This is a genomic window from Billgrantia montanilacus, assembly GCF_003336675.1.
Lineage (GTDB): Bacteria > Pseudomonadota > Gammaproteobacteria > Pseudomonadales > Halomonadaceae > Halomonas > Halomonas montanilacus.
In genome coordinates this window covers 252,789-278,043 of record NZ_QPII01000004.1, presented here as the reverse complement: position 1 = coordinate 278,043, position 25,255 = coordinate 252,789, and the positions used below count along the sequence as shown (strand labels likewise).

Here is a 25,255-nt window from a genome sequence, read left to right as displayed (position 1 = left end):
TCTCATCTCACTCCTCGACCCACTCCTCAACGCCTTTTCCTTCTGCTTGATAGTGCTGGATGCCACGCGGCCAGGCATACACCAGCGCCTTGAGCAGGGTGGCGAGCGGAATGGCAAAGAAGATGCCCCAGAAACCCCAGATGCCGCCGAAGAAGAGTACCGCCACGATGATCGACACCGGATGCAGGTTGACCGCCTCTGAGAACAGGATCGGCACCAGTACATTGCCATCCAGTGCCTGGATGATGCCATAGGCAATCACAACATAGAGGAACTGATCGCTGAGTCCGAAATGAAAACCGGCCACCGCCGCCACAGGCAGCGTCGCCACAGCCGCGCCGATATAGGGCACCAGCACCGAGAACCCCACCAGCACCGCCAGCAGTGCCGAGTAAGGCAGACCGAAGAAGGCGAAGGTGAAGAACGCCACGGTTCCGACGATGATGATCTCGATGAACTTGCCGCGTACGTAATTGGCGATTTGGGCGTCCATCTCATGCCAGATACGCGTCATCAGATGACGCTTACGTGGCAGCAGCGAGAGTGAAAAAGCGACCAGTTGATCGCGATCCTTGAGCAGGAAGAATACCAGGATGGGTACCAGAACCAGGTAAATGATCAACGACAGGACATTGCCCAGCGAGGCCAACGACAGTGTCAGCATCCGCTGACCAAACTGCGTCATCTCACGCCCGGCGACGCCGATCCACTCCTGAACCTGATCCGGCGTAACCAGGTTGGGATAACGCTCCTGCAGCTCGCCAAGCCAGAGCTGGCTGCTGGCGAACATCCGTGGCGTCTCCTGGACCAGGCTCACCAGCTGATTCCATATCAGCGGCATCAGGATGAAGGCCAATGCCAGCAGTATGCCGATGAAACCCAGGAACACCACGATCACCGCCAGCAGATGCGGCACGCCTCTCCGCGTCATGGCATTGACGCCGCCCTGCAGCAGAAAGGCAATGACCAGGGCGGTGAGAAAAGGCGCCAGCATGCGACCGAACAAAATCACCACCGCGAAGCCAAGTATCAGCACCACCAGCAGGATCACTGCCTCCTCATCGGAGAAATAGTGGTCAATCCAGCCCTTGAAAACCTGCCGCAGGGTCATGAAACAGGCTCCTCGCCCTTGCGAATCCAGTAGTGAAACACCTCGCCCCGCTCTTCACGTTCCACCAGCTCGTGGATACTCTGATCGGCGAAGGTCTCGAAGTCGCGCCAGGACCCGGCATCGGTGGCGATGACCTCGAGCAGTTGTCCGGCCTCGAGCCTGGCCAGGGCCTGCTTTGCCTTCAGCAGCGGCAGCGGACACGGCAGGCCGCAGGCATCTAGCACGTCATCTGGTTGCACAGCCATGGTAACTCCCGGGAGAATACTGGTTGACGCAAAATGGGTAACGCTCTTGCAGCGAACGTCAAAACCCTTGAGATTTAAAGGCACTTTACAGGTCGAATCAATGTCGGATAGGCATTCGACTGCCCATTATGACGAGGTTGGCCATGCCGCGTAACATCCGTACCTTCCTGACCGGCAGCGCCTTGGTGCTGGCACTGGCCCTGACCGGTCCTGCTAGCGCCACGGATGACTATGGCCTTCCCAGCCTGACGACCGGCAGCCAGGCCGTGAGCGGTGAAGAGTATCGCCTGGGCCGTGCCTGGCTACGCCAGTTCCGCGCCCGCGCGCCTCAGTGGCAGGATCCCATCGCCCAGCATTATGTGGAGTCACTGCTGGCACGCCTGGTTCCCCACAGCGGTGTCGATGGCCCCCGCACGGTGGTGACCCTGGTGGATAGTCGCACCCTCAATGCCTTTGCCGTGCCGGGCGGCGTCATCGGCCTGAATGCCGGCCTGTTCGCCTTCGCCGACGAAGAGGACGCGGTTGCCTCGGTGCTGGCCCACGAGCTCGGCCACCTCTCTCAACGCCACTATGCGCGCGGCCAGGCCCGCGCCGACCAGACCCAGATTCCCGCCATGGCGGCCATGCTGGCCGGCATGCTGATCGCCGCCAGCGGCGGTGGCGATGCGGGCATCGCCGCTGCCATGGGCTCGCAGGCTGCCTTTATCCAGGATCAGTTGACCTATTCCCGGCGCTTCGAGCAGGAGGCCGACCGCATCGGCCTGCAAGCCATGTCAGAGGCCGGATTCGACCCCCAGGCCATGGTGCGCATGTTCCGCGCCATGCAACGTCAGGCCAGCCTCCAGGGCGGCAACCCACCGGAGTTCCTGCTCACCCATCCGCTGACCGAATCGCGCATCAGCGACGCCGAATCGCGGGCCGCGCAGTTGGAGGCGGCCGACCCACGCAATGAGGGGCCAACGTATCACCTGATTCGCGCCCGTGCCCTGCTGACGATCCATCAGCGCGATCCACAACAGGCCGTCACTCGACTGGCACAGGACCGCGCCCCGGATACGGCCAGACGCTACATCGACGCCCTGCTCGAAGCCCAGCGGGGCAATACCGACAGCGCGCTCACCGCCTTGGATGGACTGTCCCGCGAGCTTCCCGACCTCGCCATGATTCCCGCCAGCGCCGCGGAGGTCGCCTTCGATGCCGGACGCTACGATGATGCCATCGAACGGAGCCGACGCCAGCTGAGACTAATGCCTGGCTACATGCCTACCACCCGCATCATGGGCGAAGCGCTGCTGCAACGGGACCCCAACGAGGCGTATCGCGTCCTGCGCGACCTGGCCGAAGGGCGCCCAGAGGATCCCCAAGTCTTCACCCTGCTCGCCGAAGCCGCCGGGCGCAGCAATCGCGAGGCCTGGGGACATCTCGCCCGGGCCGAGCATATGCAGCTGACCGGCAGCATCGACCAGGCCATTCGTCAACTCGACGTAGCCAAGCAGGTTGCCGAGCGAAGCGACGATCGCAACGCCGCGGCGCGCATCGCACAGCGGCGCGAGGACTTCGTGGGCTATCGCGAGACGATGGAGAAGTTCTGACCTCCGCTTTGGCCTGTCCCCGGCACCGCAGGCTCAGAGGCAGCTGCAAGACCGTACTGGCAGCTGCAAGACCGTACTGGGAATGGGAACCCCTACTTCTGAAAGTTCAGCATGCGCTCCAGCGGCTTGAGGGCGGCGTGGCGCAGGGCGTCGTCGACGAAGATCTCGCCGCTGCCCTCGCGCAGGGCGCCAGCCAGGTTGTCCAGCGCATTCATCGCCATCCAGGGGCAGTGGGCGCAGCTCTTGCAGGTTGCACCGTTGCCGGCGGTGGGCGCCTCGAACAAAGTCTTTTCGGGAACCATCTGCTGCATCTTGAAGAAGATGCCGCGGTCGGTGGCCACGATCAGCTTGTCGTGGGGCAGCTCCTTGGCCGCCTTGATCAGCTGCGACGTCGAGCCCGCCACGTCGGCAAGCTCGACCACCGCGGCCGGCGACTCGGGGTGCACCAGAACTGCCGCTTCCGGATAGAGCGCTTTCAGGTCCTCGATCCCCTTGGCCTTGAACTCCTCGTGGACGATGCAGGCGCCGTCCCACAGCAGCATGTCGGCGCCGGTCTTCTGCTGGATATAGCCGCCCAGGTGTTTGTCAGGCGCCCACAGGATCTTCTCGCCGCGGGCCTGCAGATGCTCGATGACATCCACCGCGATGGAAGAGGTCACCACCCAGTCGGCGCGCGCCTTCACCGCCGCCGAGGTGTTGGCATAGACCACCACGGTTCGGTCGGGATGTTGGTCGCAGAAGGCACTGAACTCATCGGCTGGGCAGCCGATATCGAGCGAACAAGTCGCTTCCAGCGTCGGCATCAACACCCGTTTCTCGGGAGAAAGGATCTTGGCCGTCTCGCCCATGAAGCGCACCCCAGCCACCACCAGGGTGTCGGCCTCGTGGCGAGCGCCGAAGCGAGCCATCTCCAGGGAATCGGCGACGCAACCACCGGTCTCTTCGGCCAGCTGCTGAATGGCGTCGTCGGTGTAATAGTGGGCTACCAGCACCGCGTTGTGCAGCTCGAGCAGACGCTTGATCTCGTCGATACGAGCCTCGTCTTGAGCCGGAATGCGGGTCGGGCAGTAGGCGCGGGCGAGGTGTTCACGCACCTCGATTCGGGATGTCATGATCGTCATCGTGTCTACCACTGTGACTGGCAGGGGCTCCCCCTGCATGTATCGGGTGCATCGCGAATTGCACGATCCGTGCATACGATGCGCCTGGGGTCCAGATTGCGTCTCTCGCGACCTCGACCCATTCGCTTATTCTAGACCAGAACGGTGGGGTATTGACCAGTCCGGTCAGATAATGAGGCTTATGAGTACAATGGGGGCTACCCCCGACAAGATCAAGGGTACTCGCGGCACTTGCACGACTGCATTCAAGACAATCACGCGCCAGTTCGTCCTCAGGCAATAGCGCCAGCAGCTGGCTCCCCGGGCCACACTGTGGTGCTGACACTCAAGCCCCTTGTTCTCCAGCGGCGGGAGACTATGTGCGCCACCAAACGGATGACACTCTCGTTCTGCCTTATGTTGAGGATAGCGGTCCGTCGTAGCCGCGCCGCTCCCCAGGTAACTCCCGCTGCGAGCAAGACCTCTTAACCCGAGTGACACCATCATGAAACACATCAAACATCTCATTCTTGGCACTGCCTTTTCCTTGGCATTGCTGTCACTCGCCGCCTGCTCCGGCATGTCGACACAGGACAAGGGCACCGTAGCGGGTGCAGGCGTGGGGGCCGTTGGCGGCTCAGTGCTCACGGGCGGCTCCGCTATCGGCACCGTGGGAGGCGCGGCGGTGGGCGGCGTGATAGGCCACGAGATCAGTAAACCGTGATCTTTCGCCAGTCACTCCATCGGCGCACGAGGAGCACCGCTGGCGACAGTGCCCGACGCACCCTCATGATTCTTCGGCTGACGCGTCCTCAACGGGCGCGCCAGCCGATTTCATCGGAGTGCCTCCTACGGTAGTGACGCGATGGTAGGCCTTCGACACACAACAGGCCCCGATCAGTCACGCCAGCGGTTACGGACCGAGCCCGCCAAGCCGGACTTCAATTGTGCCATTAATCGTTCATTTATTTGACTTCTTGATGCCACTCTTGATATCGCCGTACTCTGCTTCAGCCTTGCCGCCCTGCTTTTCGGCTTTGCCCTTGTACTCCGTGCTTTTGTTACCCGTCACCTTGCCAGCAACCTCCTTGGCCTTTCCCTTCGCCTCTTTCGCATGACCCTTGACCTGATTCTTGTTCATGAGCTGACCTCCAGATGATCGCTACACTTGGGCTCTCCCTCTCACCATGGACTCATGGCGATGCAGGGTGAGGCTCTTAATATAGTTACAGCCCCAGGCATAGTCCGTGCGGCACCCAACTTAAGCGAGGTGATTTTATTCAGAAAAATCTCGGCAACAAACACCTCGGCACATCGGCACCGGGCTGAATTTTCCCCTGTTTTCAAAGCTGCGATCTAATGGGTACCAGAATTTTTTCGGAAACCTTTTCACGCCACGGACGACTCTTCCAGTCGGCAAGCGAATACGGTTCAGCCGACAACAAATCGGCCTCGAACACCTCGGTCATCTGAGTGGCGAAGTTGTTGCTGTAGATATTCAGGCTGGCTTCGTCATTGAGCCGAATCGAACGCATGTCGAAATTGGTTGAACCCACTGAAACAAACTCGGCGTCGATGACCAGCAGCTTGATGTGCAACATGGTCGGCTGATAGACGTGGATCTCGGCACCGGCGCCAAGCAGCGCGCCCCAATCCGACTTGGAAGCAATCTTTACCGTCACCGCATCGATGTGCGGTCCAGGCAACAGAATGCGAACGCGAACGTCACGTCCGAGTGCAGCGATCAGGGCGTCAATTAACATGCTGTCGGGCACAAAGTAGGCTGCCGCCAGGTCGATAGTCTCCTCGGCCGCCGCGATCGCAAGAAGATACATCAGGTGCATGCTCTCGCTCCCGCCTGATGGCGAAGCAACAAATACGTGCGCGTCCATCTCGCCCTCTTCCGTAAGGGCTGGAAAGTAGCTTGGTCCGTTCAGCACTTGGCCAGTGGTCTGGATCCAATTGTCGTTGAAGGCCGCTTGCAACTGCGCCACCACGGGCCCTTCAATCCGGAAGTGAGTGTCTCGCCAGTGATCGGGATCGCCCCCGTCGCCAGTCCACTGATCCGCGATGCCAACCCCTCCGGTGAACCCGATGCGGCCATCGACTACCAGCAGCTTGCGATGGGTGCGATTGTTCATCCTGCCTATGTTGTACCAGTTCAACGGCCGATAGCGATGCAACTGCACTCCCGCGGCCTGCATGGAGTCCAGCAGCGACTGCTCCATCTTGTTGGTGCCGACCCAGTCCATGGTGACGCTAACCGCCACGCCCGCGCGGGCACGTTCAGAAAGCGCTTGCGAGAACGCTTCACCAATGTCCCCTGACCAGTAAATGAAGGTCTCGAACGTGATCGACGTCTGTGCCGAGCGAATGGCCTGCAACATCGCTGGAAAAATCTCGTCGCCATTTTGCAGCGCTGTCACTTGATTGCCGCCCACTATCGCCGGGCCCAGCAGAACAGACATCTCGCGCCGAAACTGCAAATCGGAAACCGCGTAGCGATGCTCGACCTTGCGCTCCAGAGACTTCTCAGGTGTCTTGAAGTTCTGTAATAGCAACAATACCAGGCCGGTGGCCAGCACAGTGGCCCCGATAACCCAGAGCATAGATTTTCGACCCCTAGTCAATGGCGTTCCAACCGTGCGAAGGAGAACAGCGCAGTCAATGGGTGCCGGCGGCGCTCGATTTGCGCGCGCAGCAATTCGGCACCGAGCATGCTGTAAGTGATGCCGTTCCCACCATACGCCAGCGCAAACAGAACACGCGTACCGTATTGTGGGTGGCCACCAAACAGCGGCAGCCCGTCGCTGGTTTCAGCGAACGTACCTGCCCAGGCAAACGCCGGCTGTGCATGAAGGTGGGGAAGCAAACGGGAGACCTTGCGCCGCAGCGTCGCTGCCTTGCGGTCGACCGATCGATCACGCCGAGCCGGGATATCGCGGTCATCGTCTTCGCCGCCGACCAACAGCCGTCCATCGCCGGTGCTACGCAGATACAGATACGGTCGCGCGGACTCCCACAGCATCGTGTTTGCCAACCAGCCCAGCTCGGCAGAATCGATGGGGTCGCTGATGTAAGCGTAGCTACTGAGGTTCGTCGCGACGCGCTGACGCAACCAGCATTGCGCTTCGTAACCGCTGGCAATCACGGCGTGCTTCGCCCTGATCGACACGCCACTGGCGGTAGTGAGCTGAACCGAACGTGTCGTCGCTGTGATCGCTTTCACCTTCGTGCGATCGAACACGCGCGTGCCCTGCCGCTGCATTCTGCGCAGCAGTCGTGAGGCTAGCCGGTAGGGATCAACCCTAGCGGCTACCGAGCTGAGAATGGCAGATGGCGCCGTCAGTCCAAACTCATCCTTGAGCGCAGCACGGCTCAGCCAGCGAACCGGAAATCCGTGCTGCTTCCGCCAGGCAAATTCGTCAGCCAAGCGTGGATGATCGGCGCGATTGCTGGCGTAGTAGAGGCTTTCTGACTTGGCGAAATCGACATCGCCGACCGCACGCGCGACTGCTTCGATCATGCTGATCGCACGCAAACTGGACTGATATGCGAGCAGCGCTGAGGCTTGGTCGAAGCGCCGGGCGAGATCTATCGCATGGGTATCGATTTCATACTGCAGCAAGGCGGTGCTGGCCGATGTGCTGCCCCAGCAAACGTCGCGCTGATCGAGCACGACGACATCGTGACCATGGCCAGCAAGTTCATCAGCGATCAGCGCGCCGGTGATGCCAGCGCCCACCACCGCCACGTCGCAGCTCAGATCGGCATCAAGCTGCGGAAAGGCATACATCAGGCCATTCTTGACCGCCCAGAACGGATAGCCGCTTTTCAAGTCCACCGGCAACTCCTGCCGCTTTATTTCTGGAGTGTAGATCAGTTAGTGTCAGCCGGGACGATAGCCGCGTCGGTGCGCTGCCACACTGGGAGCAAATAGCAGAACCGGACGATTGCGTCAGCGCTAGCCCGCCTGATCGACTCAACGCAATCGTCCCAAATCGGTGTCCGCCGTAAGAACGGTTTATTCCATCCGTGCCGACTCGCGAACCTCGCCGTACTTCCTTGCGGCTTTGAACTTCGCGGCACCGACGCTGCAATCTCTCGCTTCGCGGGTGTCTTCATCAACTTGCTGTTTCGGTGACCCGTTACCGGCGGGGTCGGGCATGCTGCTCGCGCTGCAACGATTGGGACCTGGATTCGATGGTGTCATCACACACTCCTCAGCATTCAGTCGAATGCTCGCTCTCTGATGGATTTCCAATTCCCACTTGCACAGAAGGTGCACACAGGAAGCACACCATGCCCGCAGGGATGCGCAAGAGAGGGGGTGCGACGCATATGCCGCATCGTAATCAAGGTGCTTCCAACCTGAGTTTTGCCAGGTTTCGGCATAGTGTCTGTGCGCTACCAGACGCAACAGCGGCATTCCCTGCCGCGGGCATTCAGATCACGTAGCACCCAGATTTGCAGCAAGCCGTGGGAAGGCGTACATCAGGCGATTCTTGACCACCCGGAACGAATATCCGCTATGTGCGCAACTGCACCGACGCGCCAGCGCCTCTTACCTATCATTGGAATTACAGCTGGCCGGCAAAGGTTGAAACCGCGATCGGCGCCGCACGAGCGGAGAACCAGCGCGACAAGATGCTGAAGTCAAAGCACTGACGAATGCCGTGCGGTGGAGTCCAAATAGCATCCCGTCTCACTCAGGAGCGCAGCCAATGGACCTGTTACGCATTATCGTCGCGATCGTCTTGCCACCGCTAGGCGTCTTCCTGCAGGAAGGTCTCGGCAAGCATTTCTGGATCAACATTCTGCTCACGCTGCTCGGCTACATTCCCGGCATCGTTCACGCCGTGTGGATCATCGCCAAGCGATGAACGCGGCGATGCTGCCAGCTGACGCACCGCAGCGCCGGTCCGCGGACGCGCGCAAGCGCGTGCACCGGCTCGCGCGCCTGATGGACAGTTCGATCCGACTGCCCGGCGGTTACCGCATCGGCGTCGACGGGCTCATCGGGCTGGTACCGGTGGCCGGCGATTTCGCGGCGGCAGGGGTGTCCTTCTACATCATCGCGCAGACGGCGCGCGCAGGTGTACCCACCAGGGTGCTCAGGCGGATGGTGTTGAATGTCATGCTGGATACCCTGGTCGGCGTCATTCCAGTGTTCGGGGATATGTTCGACTTCGCGTTTAAGGCCAATCTGCGCAACGCCAGGCTGATGGATGCCTATCTGGCGCGAAGCGCACCGCATTGATCGAGTTCGCCAGATAGACGGCCTTTACGCTGGGCAAGTAGCACAACACCTGAAAAGGCAATCTTCGCTATTCGAAAGAATAAAACTCGAACCCACCATTTCCTCGTTCGCCAATACGTGAACCCCCGTACTTTCAAGTAACAGGAAATAGTGCACATCTGGAAGGGGAGCATCTTTTTTCTTGATCCAAGTGTCGAAATAGAGTTTCCGAAAACCCGCAATGAACTGATTTCACTAACCACGTATAACCAGTACGATCACGCTCTCACTGCCAATCGTTTAATTGCCTCGAAAAAATAAGGGAATCCTGGAAACACCTGAAATGTGCATTTTTATCCCAGCCGCGATAAGCTACAATGAAAACTGTATCCGGCGAGTAAGCTTTGGAGCCTCGTATGCCATCACATATTAATGAACCCAATGTCTATATACAGCTGCGAGACAAGGCTGAAGCGCAGCTGCAGGCAGGCACGGCATCGGCGGCGAGTCACTGGTCTGTGGGCGTTGACGCCCTGCGCCTGCTCCACCGGCTGTCCAGTAATCCCGACAACGCGGAAGATGCACTCAAGCTGCTCCATGAATTGCAGGTTCACCAGGTGGAGCTCGACTTGCAGAACGAGGAGATTGCCGCCAATGAACAGGCACTTGTCGAGGATTTGAGCCTTTACCGGGCCCTTTTCGACTCCGCACCCCTTGGCTACTTTCTCGTCGACATCGAGGGCAACGTTATTCAGGCTAATTTTGCCGCCGCGGAGCTTTTTGGCATTGAGCGAGACGAACTTGAGGGGCACCCCATCGAGACATTCCTGCTCGCCCAGAGCCGACCACAACTGCTTGGCCTGCTACAGCAGGTCACACAGAGCGGCGCCAGGGGTTCCTGCCTAGCCGAGACGGCGGGGAGCACACAGGGTTCCCGTTACCTGCAGTTGCTTGCATCACTCTCACCAGAGCGCAAGCATATTCTGTTGGTCTGCCGCGAGTGCGCCAATGCAGGGTAACCCCGATCTACCGTACTTCGCCATGGACGCTGCGGCACCTGACCAGCCACCGGCAACGCTACGATGACCACGCGCATTCTGGGTATTGGCGCCTCCGCCGGTGGCCTGGCCCCGCTGGAACAGTTTCTTGCCGGGGTGCCTCCCCACAGCCATATGGCCTATGTGGTGGTTCAGCATCTCGATCCTACCCATAAGGCGCTGCTCCCGGAATTACTCCAGCGCGTCACCCCGATGCCCGTACGGGAAGCCACCCAAGGCATGCCCATCGAGCCTGACTGCGTGTATGTGATCCCACCGAATGCAGAGCTCAGCGTTGTCCACGGCTCACTGAAGCTCGCAACGCCCATGGAACCCAGGGGACTGCGCCTGCCCATCAACGTACTGTTCTCATCCCTGGCCATCGCCCAGGGGGAGTTAGCCATCGGCGTGGTACTGTCCGGCATGGGTTCTGACGGTACCCTGGGCTTACAGGCGATCAAGGCCGTGGGTGGTATCACGGCAGCGCAACAGCTCGACACGGCTCAGTTCGATGCCATGCCCAAAAGCGCCATCGCCGTAAACTGTGCCGATATCATTGCCCCGCCCGGCGACTTGCCCACTCGGATCCTGGCCTGTGTTGCCCAGGCCTCCAACTCGGGCACCTCCAGCGTGGAGGCGGTGGAACCTGAGCTTGAATCAACGCCCTTGAAGCGCATTCTCCGCCTGCTTCAACAGCGAACCCGCCACGACTTCTCCCTCTACAAGCCGAGCACCCTGCACCGACGCATGGAACGGCGCATGGCGATCCATGAAATCGCCACCTTGGCGCTTTATGCGGACTATCTCCAGCACAACCCCCAGGAGATCGACCTGCTGTTCAAGGAAGTGCTCATCGGGGTAACCCGTTTTTTCCGCGATGCCCCGGTCTGGCAGCACCTGGCGGAGACCACCCTGCCAGAGTTGCTGACGCGACAGCCCAGGGAGCCCCACCTGCGTGCCTGGGTGGCCGGCTGCTCAACCGGCGAAGAAGCCTACACCCTGGCCATGATCTTTACTGAGGTGCTGGAGAAGCTGCCAGAAGCCCATGACGTTACCCTGCAGATCTTCGCCTCCGACCTGAGCCCGGACGCCATTGCCACCGCACGCCGCGGACACTACACCGCGGATATCGAAACCAGCGTATCGGCGGAACGTCTGGCGCGTTTTTTCAGCGCCCATGAGAACGGCTACCGGATCAATAGCGATATCCGCGACCTGGTGCTGTTCGCCCAGCAGGATGTTGTGCTTGACCCCCCCTTCACCCGCCTCGACCTCATTTCCTGCCGCAACCTGCTGATCTACTTCGATCAGAGCCTGCAACGCAAACTCATTCCCCTGTTTCACTACAGCTTGCGCGCCGGAGGTGTACTGTTACTGGGGAGCTCGGAGACGGTCGGGCGCAACTCTCAGCTTTTTACTCCCATTCAATCCAAGCTGCGGCTTTATCGGCGCCAGGATGATGTCCAGAGCGGCGACAGCCGGTTGCCGGTAAAGACGTTTCCCCCCCTGTCCTGGATAGCCAAGGAGCTTCCCGTGCCCGCCAATCCCTCATCCTTCGAGCCAAAGGATAACCTGCAAGCAGCGGCCGACCAGGTGTTGCTACAGGTCTACGCCCCCGCCGCGGTGGTGGTCAACGATGAGGGTGATATCGTCTATATCAGCGGGCGCACAGGAAAATACCTGGAGCCTGCCGCCGGCAAGGCCAACTGGAATTTTCACGCCATGGTGCGGGAAGGCCTGCGGACGCCTATCCGCAGCGCCCTGCGCCAGGCTGCGGACCAGAGCGAGCCGCTGCAATTGCAAGGCCTCCAGGTGCAACTGCCCGGCGGCGGCATGCAGAGCGTCGACATCACTGTGCAGGCGCTGCGAGAACCCACCGCCCTGCGCGGCATGAAGATGATCGTGTTCCGCGACATCGCCCAGACTCATGCCGGCCCCGCCAACAAAAGCAAGTCGACAACAGCCACGCATCGGGCCCATGCCGCCGAGCTGCAACAGTGCCAGGATGAAATCCAGACCTTGCGTGAGGAAAACCGGGCTTCCCGGGAGGAGTTGCAGTCAGCCAACGAGGAATTGCAATCGACCAATGAGGAATTGCAGTCCACCAACGAAGAGCTGACCACCTCGAAGGAGGAGATGCAGTCCATGAATGAGGAGCTGCAAACCATCAACGCGGAGATGCAGACCAAACTCGACGATCTCGCCCTCGCTCAGAGCGATATGAAGAACCTGCTCAACAGCATTGAGATAGCCATTCTGTTTCTCGACAAGAACTTGAACCTCCGCCGCTTCACCGACCGGGCATCGAAGATCATCAGCATTCGCGAAAGCGACATCGGCCGCCCCCTGAGCGATCTCACCACCACCCTGCAGTACCCGGAACTTAACGACGACGCCGTTAACACCTTGAGCACCCTGGCTTTCTCCGAGAAGCAGATCACTACCACCGACGACCGCTGGTTTACGGTACGAATCATGCCCTATCGCCGGCTGGACAATGTCATCGACGGCGTGGTGATCACCCTTTTGGATATCACCGGGACCAAGGAGTTGGAACAGTCCCTGCGCAAGGATTTGCAATCGTGATCTACACTACAGCCACCGGGGGCACATCGCCCCCAGGTGACTGAATACCACGATCTGGCCTGATGGAATCGACCGGCAGATATCAGAGAAACCATTGGCGACGATAAGCGTCATACCTGACAGGTCATCTTCACCCGTCTACACAGTGACAAGGAGAGTACGATCATGGCGATGAAAGAAAGCGGACACGAGACCATCGATCAGGTTGCGAGCAAGGCTCATGAAGCGGTGGACAGGGCCGCCGACACCGCTGGCAAGGCTGAGGAATACACTCGGGAGCAGGCATCCCGCGCCGAAGAGCGCGTTCGCGAGGTGGCCGTCCATGGGCGCCAACGGGCCGATGATGTACTCGAGCGCGTGAGTACCCACGTCCGCGAGAACCCGCTAATGTCCATTGGCATGGCCTTTGTCGCTGGCGCGCTGTACTCGTCACTGAGGCGACGCCGGTAATCCTCGGCTTGCAGGATGCCAAAACCGGTGGCGACGAAACTGCCTGGCATGCCGCCGAAGGCGACAATCGGGGCTAGGCCTGAAACTAAATGCTATCGTCACCTCATGATTTTTCGGCTGACGCCTCCCCAGAGCGCGCCAGCCGATCTCGTGCTTTGCCACCTCCGTTGATGACCCGACAGTAGAGGCTGCGATCGGAGGCATAGCAGCCGCAGGAAGCCTCGATCAGACCCGTTCGGTCCAGCACCACGATGTCTCCTCGCTGATAGCGAATCAGTCGGCGCGACTGAAGTGCCATGGCAGCCAGGGTGATGCCGGCGCGACGCACACCCAGCATCATGGCCAGGAACTCGTGGGTAAGATGCAGCTCATCCGAGTGCGCACGATCCTGGGTCATCAACAGCCAGCGCGCCAGACGGGCCTCGACCTGATGGAAGTGGGTACATGCCGCCACCCGGGAAAGCTGGTGCATGACCACATAGAGATAGCGCTTGAGTAGCGACTGAAGCGTGGGGCTCTGCGCAAGGTGGCGACCAAAGACAACCGCCGGCATGCGCAGCGCCGGGCCGGCACCCTGTACCAGTGCGAGCCAGGGTGATTCATCGACCCCCAGAATCAGGGGCGCTCCCAACATCCCTTCACTCCCGACCATCGCCACTTCCAGTTGCTCCCGGTCACTACTCAGGTTGGCAATCTGGGAGATGAAGCTGTCGAGGGGAAAATGGACATGCGAAATCCGCCCACCGTGCTCGGTAATCACTTCTCCGAACACCAGGTCGATGGCCTGGCAATCGGCAAGGAAAGATGCTCTCTCTTGTTGCGGCAACTTGTCGATAAGGTGATTGGTCATCGGGCTTGGGGGTGAAGGCTTCATGGGCGCGCTCCCGGTTGAAAACATCGGCATGGGCACATGGCAAGCAATCACTGGGCTCCGATCTCGACGGCAGCCAGCGAGGGGGGATCAGGGAATTACCAATAGTCCGACAAGAGAACACTGGCATGTCCTTCACCATGCCGTCGGTGCGCCAGGATACATACGCGGGCCGGGCACGGCGCGAGAACCCGCCCGGCCCGATAAGGAAAGGGGCCCTCATCCGCGGCGATGATGGCTCAGCAGGCGGTCATACTCCTTCTTGACGACCGTGTAGCACTCACAGACACGTTCTTCCAGGCCAGGCCTGTCCAGAATGCTGATGTGACCGCGGCGGTAGGAAATCAGTCCGGCCCGCTGCAGCTTGCCGGCTGCCTCGGTGACCCCTTCTCGGCGGACGCCAAGCATGTTGGCGATCAGCTCCTGGGTCATGACCAGCTCGTTGACCGGCAAGCGATCCAGGCTCAACAACAGCCAGCGACACAGCTGTTGATCCAGGCTGTGGTGTCGGTTGCATACCGCTGTCTGGGCCATCTGGGTGATCAGCGCCTGGGTGTAACGCAATAACAGATACTGTAACGTTGATGCACGGTCAAACTCGTCCTTCAGCAGTTGCCCATCGAGACGGTAGGCGCTGCCGGCACTCTGCACGATGGCACGGCTCGGCGTGGACTCTCCTCCCATGAAAAGCGCGATGCCGACAATACCCTCGCCAGCGACGACGGCAATTTCCGTCGAGTCACCATCATCCATGACGCATAGCAGCGATACGATGCAATCCACCGGGAAATAGACATGGCGCATCACCTTTCCCGACTCGGCCAGCGATTCCCCCAGCGTCAATTCGACCCGCTTGAGGTGGGGCGCCAGGCGCTGGTATTCATCCGTCGGCAGGGCCGCCAGCAAGTGATTCTGGCGCGGGTCTTGTCGCAGGGCCATGACTGACACTCCTGTATCGGGAAAGCTCCCCGAGCGCGGGAGAAATAGTGGTCCTGACGCATACGTTATAGCGAACAACAAGCAATTGCTATGTACGCTAGCGCACGGAGTGAAACGGGATGCACGGCTAGCCTCCCAGATATCCGTTCCAACCTGCCGGCTGGTTATCAGCTACGGGTGTTCCACTGACGTAGCACTGACGGAGTAAGTCATGGACCGACTTATGACAGCAAGTCCAGCGCCCAAACACGTGCATTACGAGCTAGACTCGCAGCTCTACGCCATAAGTGACGCACTGCCTATTGGAACCTTGATCACCGACAGACAGGGCAACGGCCGACACGGCAATGCTGCATACATCAGCATTATCGGCACAGCGGCTGCCTCGCTGCAGGGTAGCCACTGGGTGGATGCGCTACATCCTGACGATCGCACGCGAGCCAAGCGTGAGTGGCAGCAAGCCTTCGACAGCGGCACACCCTGTCATATCGAGGCGCGCATTCTGCGTCCCGACAGCAGTATTGCATGGCTCAGCATCAATGCTGCACACCTGCCCGGAGACCAAGGCCACATCCTGACCGTGGAAGACATTACCGTGCGAAAGCATGATGACGGTATGCTGCACGCTGCGGAGGAGGCCCTGTATCACGAGAAGGAGCGAGCTCAGGTCACGCTGAACTCGATCGGTGATGCCGTCATCTCTACCGATATTGAATGCCGAGTGACCTACCTGAACCGGGTAGCCGAGGAGATGACCGGCTGGACGCAGGAAAGCGCCCTGGGCCTGCCCATTTCCGATGTCTTTCGTATCATAGAGCACAAGTCACGCCAATCTGCCAGCGACCCTGCCCGGCGAGCCATCGATGAGAACCGTATTGTCGGCCTGGCAATGGGCACGATCCTGGTTGGGCGCGATCACAGCGAACTGGCGATCGAGGATTCCGCCGCTCCGATTCGCGACCGCAACGGTCAGGTCACTGGAGCGGTGATCATATTTCACCACGTCAGCAAGTCCTTCGCCATCTCCAGTCGCATGGCGCATCTGGCTCAGCACGATTCCCTGACCGATCTACCCAACCGAGTGCTGTTGGATGAGCGCCTGGAGCGCGCTATCGGCCTGGCCCGGCGACATCGTCAGCATGTGGCCCTGCTGTTCATCGACCTCGATGCCTTCAAGGCCATCAATGACCGCCTGGGCCACGCTGCCGGCGATACCCTCCTGCAGTCCGTTGCCAGACGACTGAAAGGCTGCGTGCGCGATACCGACACGGTCTGCCGCCTTGGCGGTGACGAGTTCGTGATTCTGTTGACCGAGCTGCATGACATCAATGATGCCCGCAGGGTAACCGAGGCCATCTTCGAGGCCTTGCTGCCGCCACACCCCATTGGCGAAGAAGCGGTCCACATTACGGTCAGCCTGGGCATCAGCCTGTATCCGGACAACGGTACCACCCCAGAGGAACTGATCCATTGCGCTGACACCGCGATGTACCGTATCAAGCGCGAGGGTCGCAACAACTACCGGTTTTATAACGGTGACATGCTGCTCGACCATTAGCGCCGTCCGCTCGGTAGCGCAAAGTCTAATTGATCCGTTGACGGGCCATGTGTTCGCCACCGCACAGACCGAGGTCCGCTTAAGACATATCCTTGGTGTGAGCGAGGCAAGGAACAGCCGGTACAGGGAGTTACGCTACGCGTCGCAAGGACTGCGACGCCATCAGAACACGAACCATCCCGCAGCATCCTGAAACAGGAACATGCGCCGCAGAGGTACACTTCATGAACAACATCGTTTATATCGTCGGCGCCGTCGTCATCGTGCTGGTGATTCTGTCCGTACTCGGCCTTCGTTGAGACAAGCCAGAACAAAGTGGAATGGCAAGGCAGCACGGTGAGACCCGGCGACTGCAGGTCGCAGACCCCATTCACTGGAGGCCCCCCGTGATCATCAAAGCAAGCCTGCTCCTACTCCTGCTGGTCGGCCACATCGCGCTGGCCAGTGCCGATGAGCGCTACACCGAGGCCCTGCAGACCTACGAGCGGCAGGATTACCGCCAGGCGTTGCAGATGTTCGACCGGCTTGCCACCAGCGGCGACCCCGAAGCCCAGTACATGCTGGGGCAAATGCACGAGGCCGGCCATGGGACGCTTCAGGACTTCGTGGAAGCGCACAAATGGTACAACCTCGCGGCGGCTCGCGGGCACCGCCGTGCCGCCGACGCGCGGGATGCAGTAGCGGCACGGATGACCGCGCAGCAGATCAGCGAGGCTCAACAGACAGCCCGCGCCTGGCAGCCGGAAGAGGCACCTTCCTCACAGGCGACACCCCCATCGCGGCCCGACATCGAGACCTTGTCGGGTCGGCAAGGCGTGGCCGAAATACAGCGCGAGCTCAATCGACTCGGCTATGACGCCGGCCCGGCGGATGGCGTCATGGGGCGCCGGACCCGCAACGCGATACACGAGTACCAGGCCGACATGGACATGGCGCAGGATGGCCACGCCACGGCTGACCTGCTGAGACGGCTACGCCAGACGGAGAGGACAGCGGTGACGGCAACTGCACCGCCGCCACCCACGGCCTCACCTCGTATCGCCCTGGACGACGACTTCAGCGACGGCGACTACCGTCGCAACCCTGCCTGGACGGTGCTCAGCGGTGAGTTCAGCATCGATCGCAACGGCTTGCGCAGCGTGGTCGGGATTCCGGAAGAGGGCGCCTCGACGGGACCGAGCCTGCACTCCGACCGGCCCGAGGACATCGGCCTTGCCATGTTGAAACTGTTCCTCGAACAGACGGGCAACGTTCGACCCGAAGAGGCGCCGGCAGCCGCAGAAACCGCCAGGATCTTCGTTTCCTCGCCGATCCGTAACGCCTTCGAAATGGAGCTGGAGCTGGCATCCCGCCAAAATATGGGCAGTCTCGAGATGGGGGTCTTTCAGGGCGACCGTCCAGGCGGCGGTTACCGGCTTGTCTATCGCCCCGGTTCGCGCCCCGGGCTGAGCCTGATAAGGGTCACCAGCGACGGAAGCGACGTGATCGCCAGCAGCGATGGGGCAATCAACCTCGAGGACGACAGTTTTCATATCCTGACCTGGGCCCGCGACGAGGACGGTGAAATGCGAATCAGCGTCGACGGGCGTCGTGTCATCCAGGCACGGGACACCCGTTTTCGCGAGCGCTTCCAGGGCTTCGTACTTGCCAATCATGGCGGCGACTATAGCCTTGGCCGGATACGAGTGGAGGATTGAGGAGAGCGCAGCACAGCCGTCAGCAAACAAACGTCAGCAAACAAGAAAGGGCCCATCAGGGCCCTTTCTTGTTGGGTTTCAGTGAATCACTGGAACCGATGTCTGGTGGGTCGTGTAGGATTCGAACCTACGACCAATTGGTTAAAAGCCAACTGCTCTACCAACTGAGCTAACGACCCGGTGCTCGCGTGCAAGCATACAGGTCCGGATGGTGGGTCGTGTAGGATTCGAACCTACGACCAATTGGTTAAAAGCCAACTGCTCTACCAACTGAGCTAACGACCCGTCCGAACGGGGGCAGATATTACCCATCCAGCCCACTGAAAGCAAGGGGTTTTTGGCAACCTATCCGCCGACTTCCCCCCGACCGGCTCAGCGGCTGCGAGGACTCTTCGGCTTGCGCATCGCCTGTACCGGCCGGCGCTTGTTCTTGTCGCGACTCCAGCGGTTCTTTTCGTCGGGCGTCAGCTCCGGCACCTTGCGCGAGGCCAGGCCCGCACTCTCGGCCAGGTCGTCGATCTCGGCCTGGGTGAGCTCCACCCACTCACCGGCCTTGGCCCGCTTGTCGAGGAAGATATTGCCGTAGCGCACACGCTTCAGACGGCTCACCGTCAGCCCCTGGGACTCCCAAAGACGCCGCACTTCCCGATTGCGGCCTTCGGTGATCACCACATGGAACCAGGTGTTGATACCTTCGCCGCCGAACTCCTGCACATCGGTGAAGCGTGCCGGGCCATCCTCGAGCATGACGCCCTGGACCATGGCCACGACCTGCTCCTTCTTCACCTCGCCCATGACCCGCACGGCGTACTCACGCTCCACCTGCGTGGAAGGGTGCATGAGGCGATTGGCCAGCTCACCGTCGGTGGTGAACAGCAACAAGCCGCTGGTGTTGATGTCCAGGCGCCCTATGGCGACCCAGCGCTCGCCTTTCAGGCGCGGCAGGCGCTCGAACACGGTACGCCGCCCTTCCGGGTCCTTGCGGGTGCACAGCTCGCCTTCCGGCTTGTTGTACATGATCACCCGTCGGGGAGTCTCCTCGACGCCACGCAGGGTGACGGGGCGGTCGTCGAAGCTGACCCGGTCGCGCATCTCGATGCGGTCACCCAGGGTGGCCAGCTTGCCATTGATCTTGACGCGACCCGCCGCGATGGCGGTTTCCATTTCGCGACGCGAGCCCAGCCCGGCGCGGGCCAGTACCTTCTGCAGTTTTTCCGTGGTGGTCGTCATGGTTCGTCAGATGTCTCATCAGGTGTGGATTCCGCCCCCGCTCCGCCGTCATCATCGACGCTGGTGCGGGCACGTTCGGCCAGGCGGGCTTCCAGATCGGCAAAGCTCAGCCCGGGCCTGTCGGACGCCTTCCCGGCGTGTGTCGCGTCGGCCATCCCGGCCGTCGTGTCGTGATTCTCGCCACTTTCTCGCGTGGCCGCCAGCGCTGTCTTCTCCCGGCTGTCGGGCGCTTCGTCGCTCACCTCGCCAGCACCTGCCTCGTCTCCGGCGCCCGGACGCTCCTCTGTCTCCTCAGCCGGCTCTTCGACCGGCTCGTCCGCCTGGGCCAGAATGGGGCTGGGCGGAGGCGGCGCCTCGTCCTCGAAGAAGGGCTCCGCCACCCCTTTCAATTCGTGCATGGGGGGCAGCTCGTCCAGGGTCTTGAGTCCGAAATCGTCGAGGAACGAACGGGTAGTGGCATAGACCGCCGGTCGGCCCGGTACATCCCGGTGGCCGACCACGCGAATCCAGCCCCGTTCGGCCAGCGTGCGCATGATCGAGCTGCTCACCGCCACGCCCCGCACCTCCTCGATATCGCCGCGGGTCACCGGTTGCCGATAGGCGATCAGCGCCAGGGTCTCGAGCAGCGCCCGCGAATAGCGCTGGGGCCGCTCGTCCCACAGGCGGGAGACCCAGGGTGAGAGACGCGGCCGGATACGCAGCTGGTAGCCGGAGGCGGTCTCGATCAGCTCCATGGCTCCCGTCTCGTGGCGCCCCTCGACGCGCACCAGCGCTTCACGCAGGGCACGCCGCGGCGGTCGCTCGTTATCGTCGAACAGGCTTTCGAGACGCTCCAGCGACAGCGGTTCCGCTGCCGCCAGCAGGGCCGCCTCGAGGATCTCGTCGAGGCTGTCCGGCAGCTCCATGGCGCTCATGCCTCTCCCTCCTGGGGCATGTCGATCTCCTCTTCGAAGGGGCTCTCGACATCATAGGGGCCTTCGCCATCGGCGCCCTCATCGTCGAAAGCCGCCTCACCCGCCTCCTCTCGCGGCGCTCGCGCGCGCACATGGATCGGCGAGAGCGGCGCATTCTGAACGATCTCGATCATGGCTTCCTTGGCCAGCTCCAGGATCGCCATGAAGGTGACGATCACCCCGGCCCTGCCCTCCTCCAGCGTGAACAGCGCTTCGAAGGGCGTGTAGTGCTCGTGGGTCAGCCGCTCCATGATCGCCAGCATCCGCTCCCGGGTGGAGAGCGTCTCGCGACCGATATGGTGCGCCTGGTTGAGTTCGGCACGCCGCAGGATGCCGGCCAGGGCACCGAGAAGCTCATCGAGCTCAACATCGGGATGAAGCACCCGGGCCTGCAGCGGCGGCAACGCGGCGCGGGCCGGGAACCAGTCGCGCCCCACCCGCGGCAGCTCGGCCAGCGCCTCGGCGGCACTCTTGAGCTGCTCGTACTCCTGCAGGCGACGGATCAGCTCGGCCCGCGGGTCGTCCTCCTCGTCATCGCCGTTCGCCTTGGCCGGGCGCGGCAACAGGGTGCGCGACTTGATCTCGGCCAGCATCGCTGCCATCAGCAGGTACTCCCCGGCCAGCTCGATCTCCATGGCCTTCATCAGCTCCACGTACTCGATGTACTGATGGGTGATGGCGGCCACATTGATGGCCAGGATATCCAGGTTCTGGCGGCGGATCAGGTAGAGCAGCAGGTCCAGCGGGCCTTCGAAGGCCTCGAGGAATATCCGCAGCGCCTCCGGCGGAATATAGAGATCGTCCGGCAGCTCGGTGATCGGCTCGTCGAACAACCGCGCCAGGGCCTCCGCTGGAACGGCGGCATCCGGCATGTCACGCTGTTCAGGCGCGTCCGTCTGGGGCGTCTCGCTCACGCGGGGCTGGCCTCTCGGGGGAAGAGTCGATCAACGGGGCAGTCTAGCAAGATGGCGGTACGAGAAACAGCGCCTCCTCTTCAGCCTGCCCCCGGCGCCCCTGGCGTCAATGTAGAGGCTCCCCTCTATTCCGCCGACTCAGCCTTGCGATAGCGCCCAGTGTAGTCGAACAGCTTTTCACGCACCTGCCAGTGGCGGCCCATCTTGCGCCCCACCACGAAGTCCGGTGCCCGCAGGCGACGCTGCTCGGCCACCACCTCATCCGGGGACGTCGGACGCCAGGGCACCCCCGGGGCGCGCAGGTGATCGCGCAGGAACACGGCGCCGAAGGCGGCACGCTGAGCAAGCGTCTCCAGGGCAAACCATTCACTCAGGCTCGCCCCGTCCTCGTCGTGGTAGGTCACCTTGAGCCGCGGCAGGCCACGGCCGTTCACGGTCGCCTCGAGCTGCATCCCGCTAACGCGAAGCACCCGGGCGTCCTTCAGGCGAAGCGCCTCCTTCAGCTTGTCGTCGGCGTCCACCAGCAGGGTGCCACAGCCATGGCAGCGCCGGGCCGCGATATCGTTCTCCGCGCCGCAGTCGCCACACACCTTGAAGCGAAAGCGAAAGTCACACTGATACTGTTTGCAGGCGCCCGCGCCTTGCTCTTTATTGGCGCCCGAAGTCGCGCCACGACCCACGTCTTCCGCTGTCGATGTTGTTGTTTCGCTGTTCGCGCGGCTTCGAGCGCTATCAATAAGCCCCTGGCAGCGGCGGCCGAAGTGCTCGATGACCAGCTCGCCGTCGCGCCGCCCCCAGTAGAGGTTGGCGTGGCCGCAGGCGGGGCATTCGACCTGTACCGGTTCGGTATCCGAGGCCGGGCGGGGGCTCCCCACCTCGGGTGCATAGAGGTCCCAGGGATTGCCGGCATAGTCGAGAATGAGACAGTCGCGCTTGCCCGGCGAAGGACGCAGGCCGCGACCGACGATCTGCTGGTAAAGGCTCACCGACTCAGTGGGCCGCAGAATGGCGATCAGGTCGACGTGGGGGGCATCGAAACCGGTGGTCAGCACCGCGACGTTGACCAGGAACTTGAGTCGGCGGGCCTTGAACGCGGCGATGATCGCCTCGCGCTGCTGCGATGCCGTCTCGCCGGTAATCAGCGCCGCCTCACCGGCCGGCAGGTAGCCGAGAATCTCCTCGGCGTGGGCCACCGTGGCGGCGAACAGCATCACGCCTTGCCGGCCCCGGGCACGCTCGATGACCTCGGCGACGATGCCCGGGGTCGCGCGGCTGGCCGCCACCACTCGATTCAGCTCATCTTCCCGATACAGCCCGCCGTCGGCAGGCCGAAGCGCCGAGAAATCATAACGCTCCACCGCAGCATCGATGCGTGTCGGTGGAGCCAGATAGCCCTGCTTGACCATCAGCCGCAGGGGTTGCTCGAAGACGCAATCGCGAAAGAAACAGTGCTCGTCACCACGCACCATGCCGTGATGGTGACGGTGGTAGATGAATCCCTGTCCCAGCCGGTAGGGCGTCGCCGTGAGGCCCAGGATCTTGAGGCGCGGATTGTGCTGGCGCAGCCGGTCTATCACCCGGCGGTAGCTCGAATCCTCGTCCGCGGAGACACGATGACACTCGTCGATCACCAGCAGGGTGAAGGCGCCACGGGGGTGATCACCGGCGGCGAAACGGTCGAGGTTGCGCACCACCGACTGCACCGAGCCGAACACCACCTGGCGGGCGCTCTCCTTGAGTCCGAGGCCCGCGCTGAAGATATCGGCTTCGAGCCCGTAGTCCAGGTACTTGGCATGGTTCTGCTCGACGAGTTCGCGCACGTGAGCGAGCACCAGCACCCGCCCCCGGGCCAGCCTCGCCAGCTCGGCGATCACCAGCGACTTGCCGCTGCCGGTGGGCAGCACCACCACGGCCGGCTCGTGGCCGGCACGAAAGTGCTCGACGACCCGCTTCACCGCCTCCTGCTGGTAGGGGCGCAACGCAGGTTGACGGGCAGGCAGCGAATCAGTGGGGGACAACGTCATTGGCAGATCAGACATGGGCAAATCAGGCATGGCGGCACGAAGCCGCCATCTTACCCGGTCAACGCAGCCATCGTCAGGCTTGACGGGGTCTCAGGGGAAATGGGGCTCCCTGCGTCCCATGCGGGCGGCCACGGCCTCCACCTGCTCCTCGCCGCCCAGCAGGCCACCCTGCAGGCGCGCCTCCAGGGCCAGCCGCTCGCGTTGAGACAGTTCCGGGGCCAGCGTGAAAAGCTCGCGGGCGGCAGCCACCGCCCTCGGCGAGCGCGCCGCAATCGATGCCGCAATAGTCCGGGCGGTTTCCTGCGGGTCGTCGGCCAATCGGGTCACGATGCCGAGCGACAGGCTCTCAGCCCCATCCAGCTTGCGCCCCGTCCAGGCCAGCTCACGCAGGACATCATGGCGGATGTCACTCGCCGTCACACTGATAGCCATGTCCGGAATAATGCCCCAGACGATTTCCAACAGCGCCAGGCTGGCGTCGGGGTGCGTCACCCGGATGTCCGCCCCCAGCGCAATCTGCAGGCCACCGCCGTAGACATGGCCATGCAGGGCGGCGATGACTGGCACCCCTGCATCACGCCAGCCCAGCGCCAGGCGCTGAACCGGATTGATCCCCCGCTCATCGGCTGTCAGTAGCGAAGGCAATCGCTGCGGCTGCGTCATGATGGCCGCCATATCGAGTCCGGCGCAGAAGCTCTTGCCCTCTCCAGCCAGCACCACGGCACGTAGGCCGTCGAGTTCGGTCAGGCGCTGCTGCGCCGCCAGCAGGCCATCGATCATCGCCCAGTCGAGCCCATTGTGCTCTCTCGGGCGCGTCAGGGTCACCTCGGCCACGTGCTTCGCTAAAGTGAGCGACACTCTGTCACAAAAAATTTCCTTTTCCATACCGCCTTCCCATTCAAGCGCTTTTTTGCAGTTTGGCGTCTTTCAGGCCGATATTCAAACGGATGTTTTATTTCTCGACAGGCGACTTGCACACTGCTCGTCTATAGTGATCATTCAGAGCCGTATCAGACGAAAGCCGTAATCCATATATCGGGCATTTGGGGATCGGGTTAATGGTTTTTGTCATACCCAGCGAATGGAATCGTTGCCACAACGCCTAAAAGCGTCGTGATACTTGATGAAGATCATGTAAAACGGGTGATGAGTCCGCCAGCCTCCTTCTCTGGGGGAGGTTTTCGCTTCGACCCCGTTTAGAGGACACTGCCATGCCTGAAACTAAAACAAAGATCGCCAGGCTCGTGTTGGTGCTGGACGAACTGTTGACGCTGGCCGAGGCTCATGAAAAGACCGAGCTAGCCCGTTACCGTCAGCTTGCCTTCAGCTTCCTGACCTTCGATACGTCAGTGAGCCGACTGATGGCATCGCTGGGCATCCAGTGCGAGATGCGCATCGAGGTGCTACAGCGTGTTTTCCGCCAGCTAGGACTGACCGACCTCCCCACCAGCAGCGAGAAGACCGAGGCCGCCCAGCCCTATTTCATCTGTAGCCCGGAAATGGCGAATGACGTACTGGCCCAGGCCATTACCGATGCCGAGTACTCGCTTCGATTCCACCAGCACCTGCGTGAGGCCAGCATCATACCGGCGCTCTATCCCGCCCTTTCGGTCATCATCAAGCAGAAGCAGGCGGAGCACACCGTTCTCGAGGGGTTCATGACGTCCCTCAGCTGTCTGGACCTGACTAAGCAGGCGTCCTAGCAGGCA

At 61.6% G+C, this 25,255-nt stretch carries 23 protein-coding genes and 2 tRNA genes; 10 read left to right on the top strand and 15 right to left on the bottom strand.

From position 1 onward, the window contains the following. Positions 1 to 7: 7 nt before the first annotated feature. Positions 8 to 1,111: an AI-2E family transporter gene (locus DU505_RS08350; RefSeq protein ID WP_114478531.1), complete on the bottom strand. Its 1,104-nt coding sequence runs from the start codon at positions 1,109 to 1,111 to the stop codon at positions 8 to 10. After that, positions 1,108 to 1,356 (bottom strand): sulfurtransferase TusA family protein, encoded by a 249-nt coding sequence (locus DU505_RS08345; RefSeq protein WP_114478530.1) that lies wholly within the window; start codon positions 1,354 to 1,356, stop codon positions 1,108 to 1,110. The genes DU505_RS08350 and DU505_RS08345 overlap by 4 nt, the downstream gene beginning before the upstream one ends. Positions 1,357 to 1,499: 143 nt before the next feature. On the opposite strand from DU505_RS08345, the gene DU505_RS08340 reads away from it, so the two are divergent. Beyond that, complete coding sequence (locus DU505_RS08340; protein WP_114478529.1) at positions 1,500 to 2,948, top strand: M48 family metalloprotease; 1,449 nt, start codon at positions 1,500 to 1,502, stop codon at positions 2,946 to 2,948. Between the two features lie 92 nt (positions 2,949 to 3,040). On the opposite strand, the gene nadA is transcribed toward DU505_RS08340, so the two are convergent. Beyond that, the gene (gene nadA / locus DU505_RS08335) at positions 3,041 to 4,069 is read right to left on the bottom strand and encodes a quinolinate synthase NadA (RefSeq protein ID WP_114478528.1); all 1,029 of its coding nucleotides are present in this window, start codon (positions 4,067 to 4,069) and stop codon (positions 3,041 to 3,043) included. Positions 4,070 to 4,553: 484 nt separating this feature from the next. Between nadA and DU505_RS08330 the strand changes: the two genes are divergently transcribed. Beyond that, a complete protein-coding gene (locus tag DU505_RS08330; RefSeq protein WP_114478527.1) occupies positions 4,554 to 4,772 on the top strand; it encodes a glycine zipper 2TM domain-containing protein in 219 nt (72 codons plus the stop codon). A 237-nt stretch (positions 4,773 to 5,009) separates the two neighbouring features. Here DU505_RS08330 and DU505_RS08325 read toward each other — a convergent pair whose 3' ends face one another. The 3 genes from DU505_RS08325 to DU505_RS08315 all read right to left on the bottom strand — a co-directional run bounded on the left by DU505_RS08325 (position 5,010) and on the right by DU505_RS08315 (position 7,892). Next, entirely contained in the window at positions 5,010 to 5,189 is a 180-nt protein-coding gene (locus DU505_RS08325) for a CsbD family protein (protein WP_114478526.1), read from the bottom strand. A 202-nt stretch (positions 5,190 to 5,391) separates the two neighbouring features. Next, positions 5,392 to 6,657, bottom strand: a complete 1,266-nt coding sequence (locus DU505_RS08320) for a phospholipase D-like domain-containing protein (RefSeq protein WP_114478525.1) — start codon at positions 6,655 to 6,657, stop codon at positions 5,392 to 5,394. A gap of 17 nt (positions 6,658 to 6,674) precedes the next feature. Further along, the gene (locus tag DU505_RS08315) at positions 6,675 to 7,892 is read right to left on the bottom strand and encodes an NAD(P)/FAD-dependent oxidoreductase (RefSeq protein ID WP_114478524.1); all 1,218 of its coding nucleotides are present in this window, start codon (positions 7,890 to 7,892) and stop codon (positions 6,675 to 6,677) included. Between the two features lie 880 nt (positions 7,893 to 8,772). Here DU505_RS08315 and DU505_RS08310 point away from each other — a divergent pair. From DU505_RS08310 to DU505_RS08290, 5 genes are all read left to right on the top strand, one after another. Further along, complete coding sequence (locus DU505_RS08310) at positions 8,773 to 8,931, top strand: YqaE/Pmp3 family membrane protein (RefSeq protein WP_114478523.1); 159 nt, start codon at positions 8,773 to 8,775, stop codon at positions 8,929 to 8,931. After that, complete coding sequence (locus DU505_RS08305) at positions 8,928 to 9,308, top strand: DUF4112 domain-containing protein (RefSeq protein ID WP_220250499.1); 381 nt, start codon at positions 8,928 to 8,930, stop codon at positions 9,306 to 9,308. Before DU505_RS08310 ends, DU505_RS08305 begins: the two co-directional genes overlap by 4 nt. Before the next feature lie 395 nt (positions 9,309 to 9,703). Continuing rightward, positions 9,704 to 10,306 (top strand): PAS domain S-box protein, encoded by a 603-nt coding sequence (locus DU505_RS08300; protein WP_114478521.1) that lies wholly within the window; start codon positions 9,704 to 9,706, stop codon positions 10,304 to 10,306. 63 nt (positions 10,307 to 10,369) lie between these two features. Next, positions 10,370 to 12,910: a chemotaxis protein CheB gene (locus DU505_RS08295; protein WP_114478520.1), complete on the top strand. Its 2,541-nt coding sequence runs from the start codon at positions 10,370 to 10,372 to the stop codon at positions 12,908 to 12,910. 165 nt (positions 12,911 to 13,075) lie between these two features. Continuing rightward, positions 13,076 to 13,360 (top strand): ElaB/YgaM/YqjD family protein, encoded by a 285-nt coding sequence (locus tag DU505_RS08290; protein ID WP_114478519.1) that lies wholly within the window; start codon positions 13,076 to 13,078, stop codon positions 13,358 to 13,360. 103 nt (positions 13,361 to 13,463) lie between these two features. Here the strand turns inward: DU505_RS08290 and DU505_RS08285 are convergent, their stop codons facing one another. Both DU505_RS08285 and DU505_RS08280 read right to left on the bottom strand, forming a co-directional pair. Next, positions 13,464 to 14,234, bottom strand: coding sequence for a Crp/Fnr family transcriptional regulator (locus DU505_RS08285; protein WP_220250486.1), 771 nt, complete (start codon positions 14,232 to 14,234; stop codon positions 13,464 to 13,466). A 216-nt stretch (positions 14,235 to 14,450) separates the two neighbouring features. After that, positions 14,451 to 15,170, bottom strand: a complete 720-nt coding sequence (locus tag DU505_RS08280) for a Crp/Fnr family transcriptional regulator (protein WP_114478517.1) — start codon at positions 15,168 to 15,170, stop codon at positions 14,451 to 14,453. A gap of 223 nt (positions 15,171 to 15,393) precedes the next feature. Here DU505_RS08280 and DU505_RS08275 point away from each other — a divergent pair, with 223 nt between their 5' ends. Together DU505_RS08275 and DU505_RS08270 are read left to right on the top strand one after the other, a co-directional pair. Further along, positions 15,394 to 16,728 carry a diguanylate cyclase domain-containing protein gene (locus DU505_RS08275; protein ID WP_181872766.1) on the top strand — a complete coding sequence of 445 codons (1,335 nt, stop codon included), beginning with the start codon at positions 15,394 to 15,396 and terminating at the stop codon, positions 16,726 to 16,728. A gap of 386 nt (positions 16,729 to 17,114) precedes the next feature. Continuing rightward, positions 17,115 to 18,425, top strand: coding sequence for a peptidoglycan-binding domain-containing protein (locus tag DU505_RS08270; RefSeq protein WP_181872765.1), 1,311 nt, complete (start codon positions 17,115 to 17,117; stop codon positions 18,423 to 18,425). Positions 18,426 to 18,528: 103 nt separating this feature from the next. Here the strand turns inward: DU505_RS08270 and DU505_RS08265 are convergent. From DU505_RS08265 to DU505_RS08235, 7 genes are all read right to left on the bottom strand, one after another. Next, positions 18,529 to 18,604: transfer RNA gene (locus DU505_RS08265), tRNA-Lys, on the bottom strand. 30 nt (positions 18,605 to 18,634) lie between these two features. Continuing rightward, positions 18,635 to 18,710, bottom strand: a tRNA-Lys gene (locus DU505_RS08260). 87 nt (positions 18,711 to 18,797) lie between these two features. Further along, a complete protein-coding gene (rluB, locus tag DU505_RS08255) occupies positions 18,798 to 19,655 on the bottom strand; it encodes a 23S rRNA pseudouridine(2605) synthase RluB (protein WP_114478514.1) in 858 nt (285 codons plus the stop codon). Next, positions 19,652 to 20,569, bottom strand: coding sequence for an SMC-Scp complex subunit ScpB (gene scpB, locus DU505_RS08250; RefSeq protein ID WP_114478513.1), 918 nt, complete (start codon positions 20,567 to 20,569; stop codon positions 19,652 to 19,654). The genes rluB and scpB overlap by 4 nt, the downstream gene beginning before the upstream one ends. Continuing rightward, entirely contained in the window at positions 20,566 to 21,522 is a 957-nt protein-coding gene (locus DU505_RS08245) for a segregation and condensation protein A (RefSeq protein ID WP_422667004.1), read from the bottom strand. Before DU505_RS08245 ends, scpB begins: the two co-directional genes overlap by 4 nt. Before the next feature lie 125 nt (positions 21,523 to 21,647). Beyond that, positions 21,648 to 23,561 carry a DEAD/DEAH box helicase gene (locus tag DU505_RS08240; protein WP_245947833.1) on the bottom strand — a complete coding sequence of 638 codons (1,914 nt, stop codon included), beginning with the start codon at positions 23,559 to 23,561 and terminating at the stop codon, positions 21,648 to 21,650. 75 nt (positions 23,562 to 23,636) lie between these two features. Continuing rightward, positions 23,637 to 24,431: a crotonase/enoyl-CoA hydratase family protein gene (locus DU505_RS08235; protein WP_114478510.1), complete on the bottom strand. Its 795-nt coding sequence runs from the start codon at positions 24,429 to 24,431 to the stop codon at positions 23,637 to 23,639. A 326-nt stretch (positions 24,432 to 24,757) separates the two neighbouring features. Between DU505_RS08235 and DU505_RS08230 the strand changes: the two genes are divergently transcribed. Next, positions 24,758 to 25,249, top strand: a complete 492-nt coding sequence (locus DU505_RS08230; RefSeq protein ID WP_114478509.1) for a hypothetical protein — start codon at positions 24,758 to 24,760, stop codon at positions 25,247 to 25,249. Positions 25,250 to 25,255 lie beyond the last annotated feature (6 nt).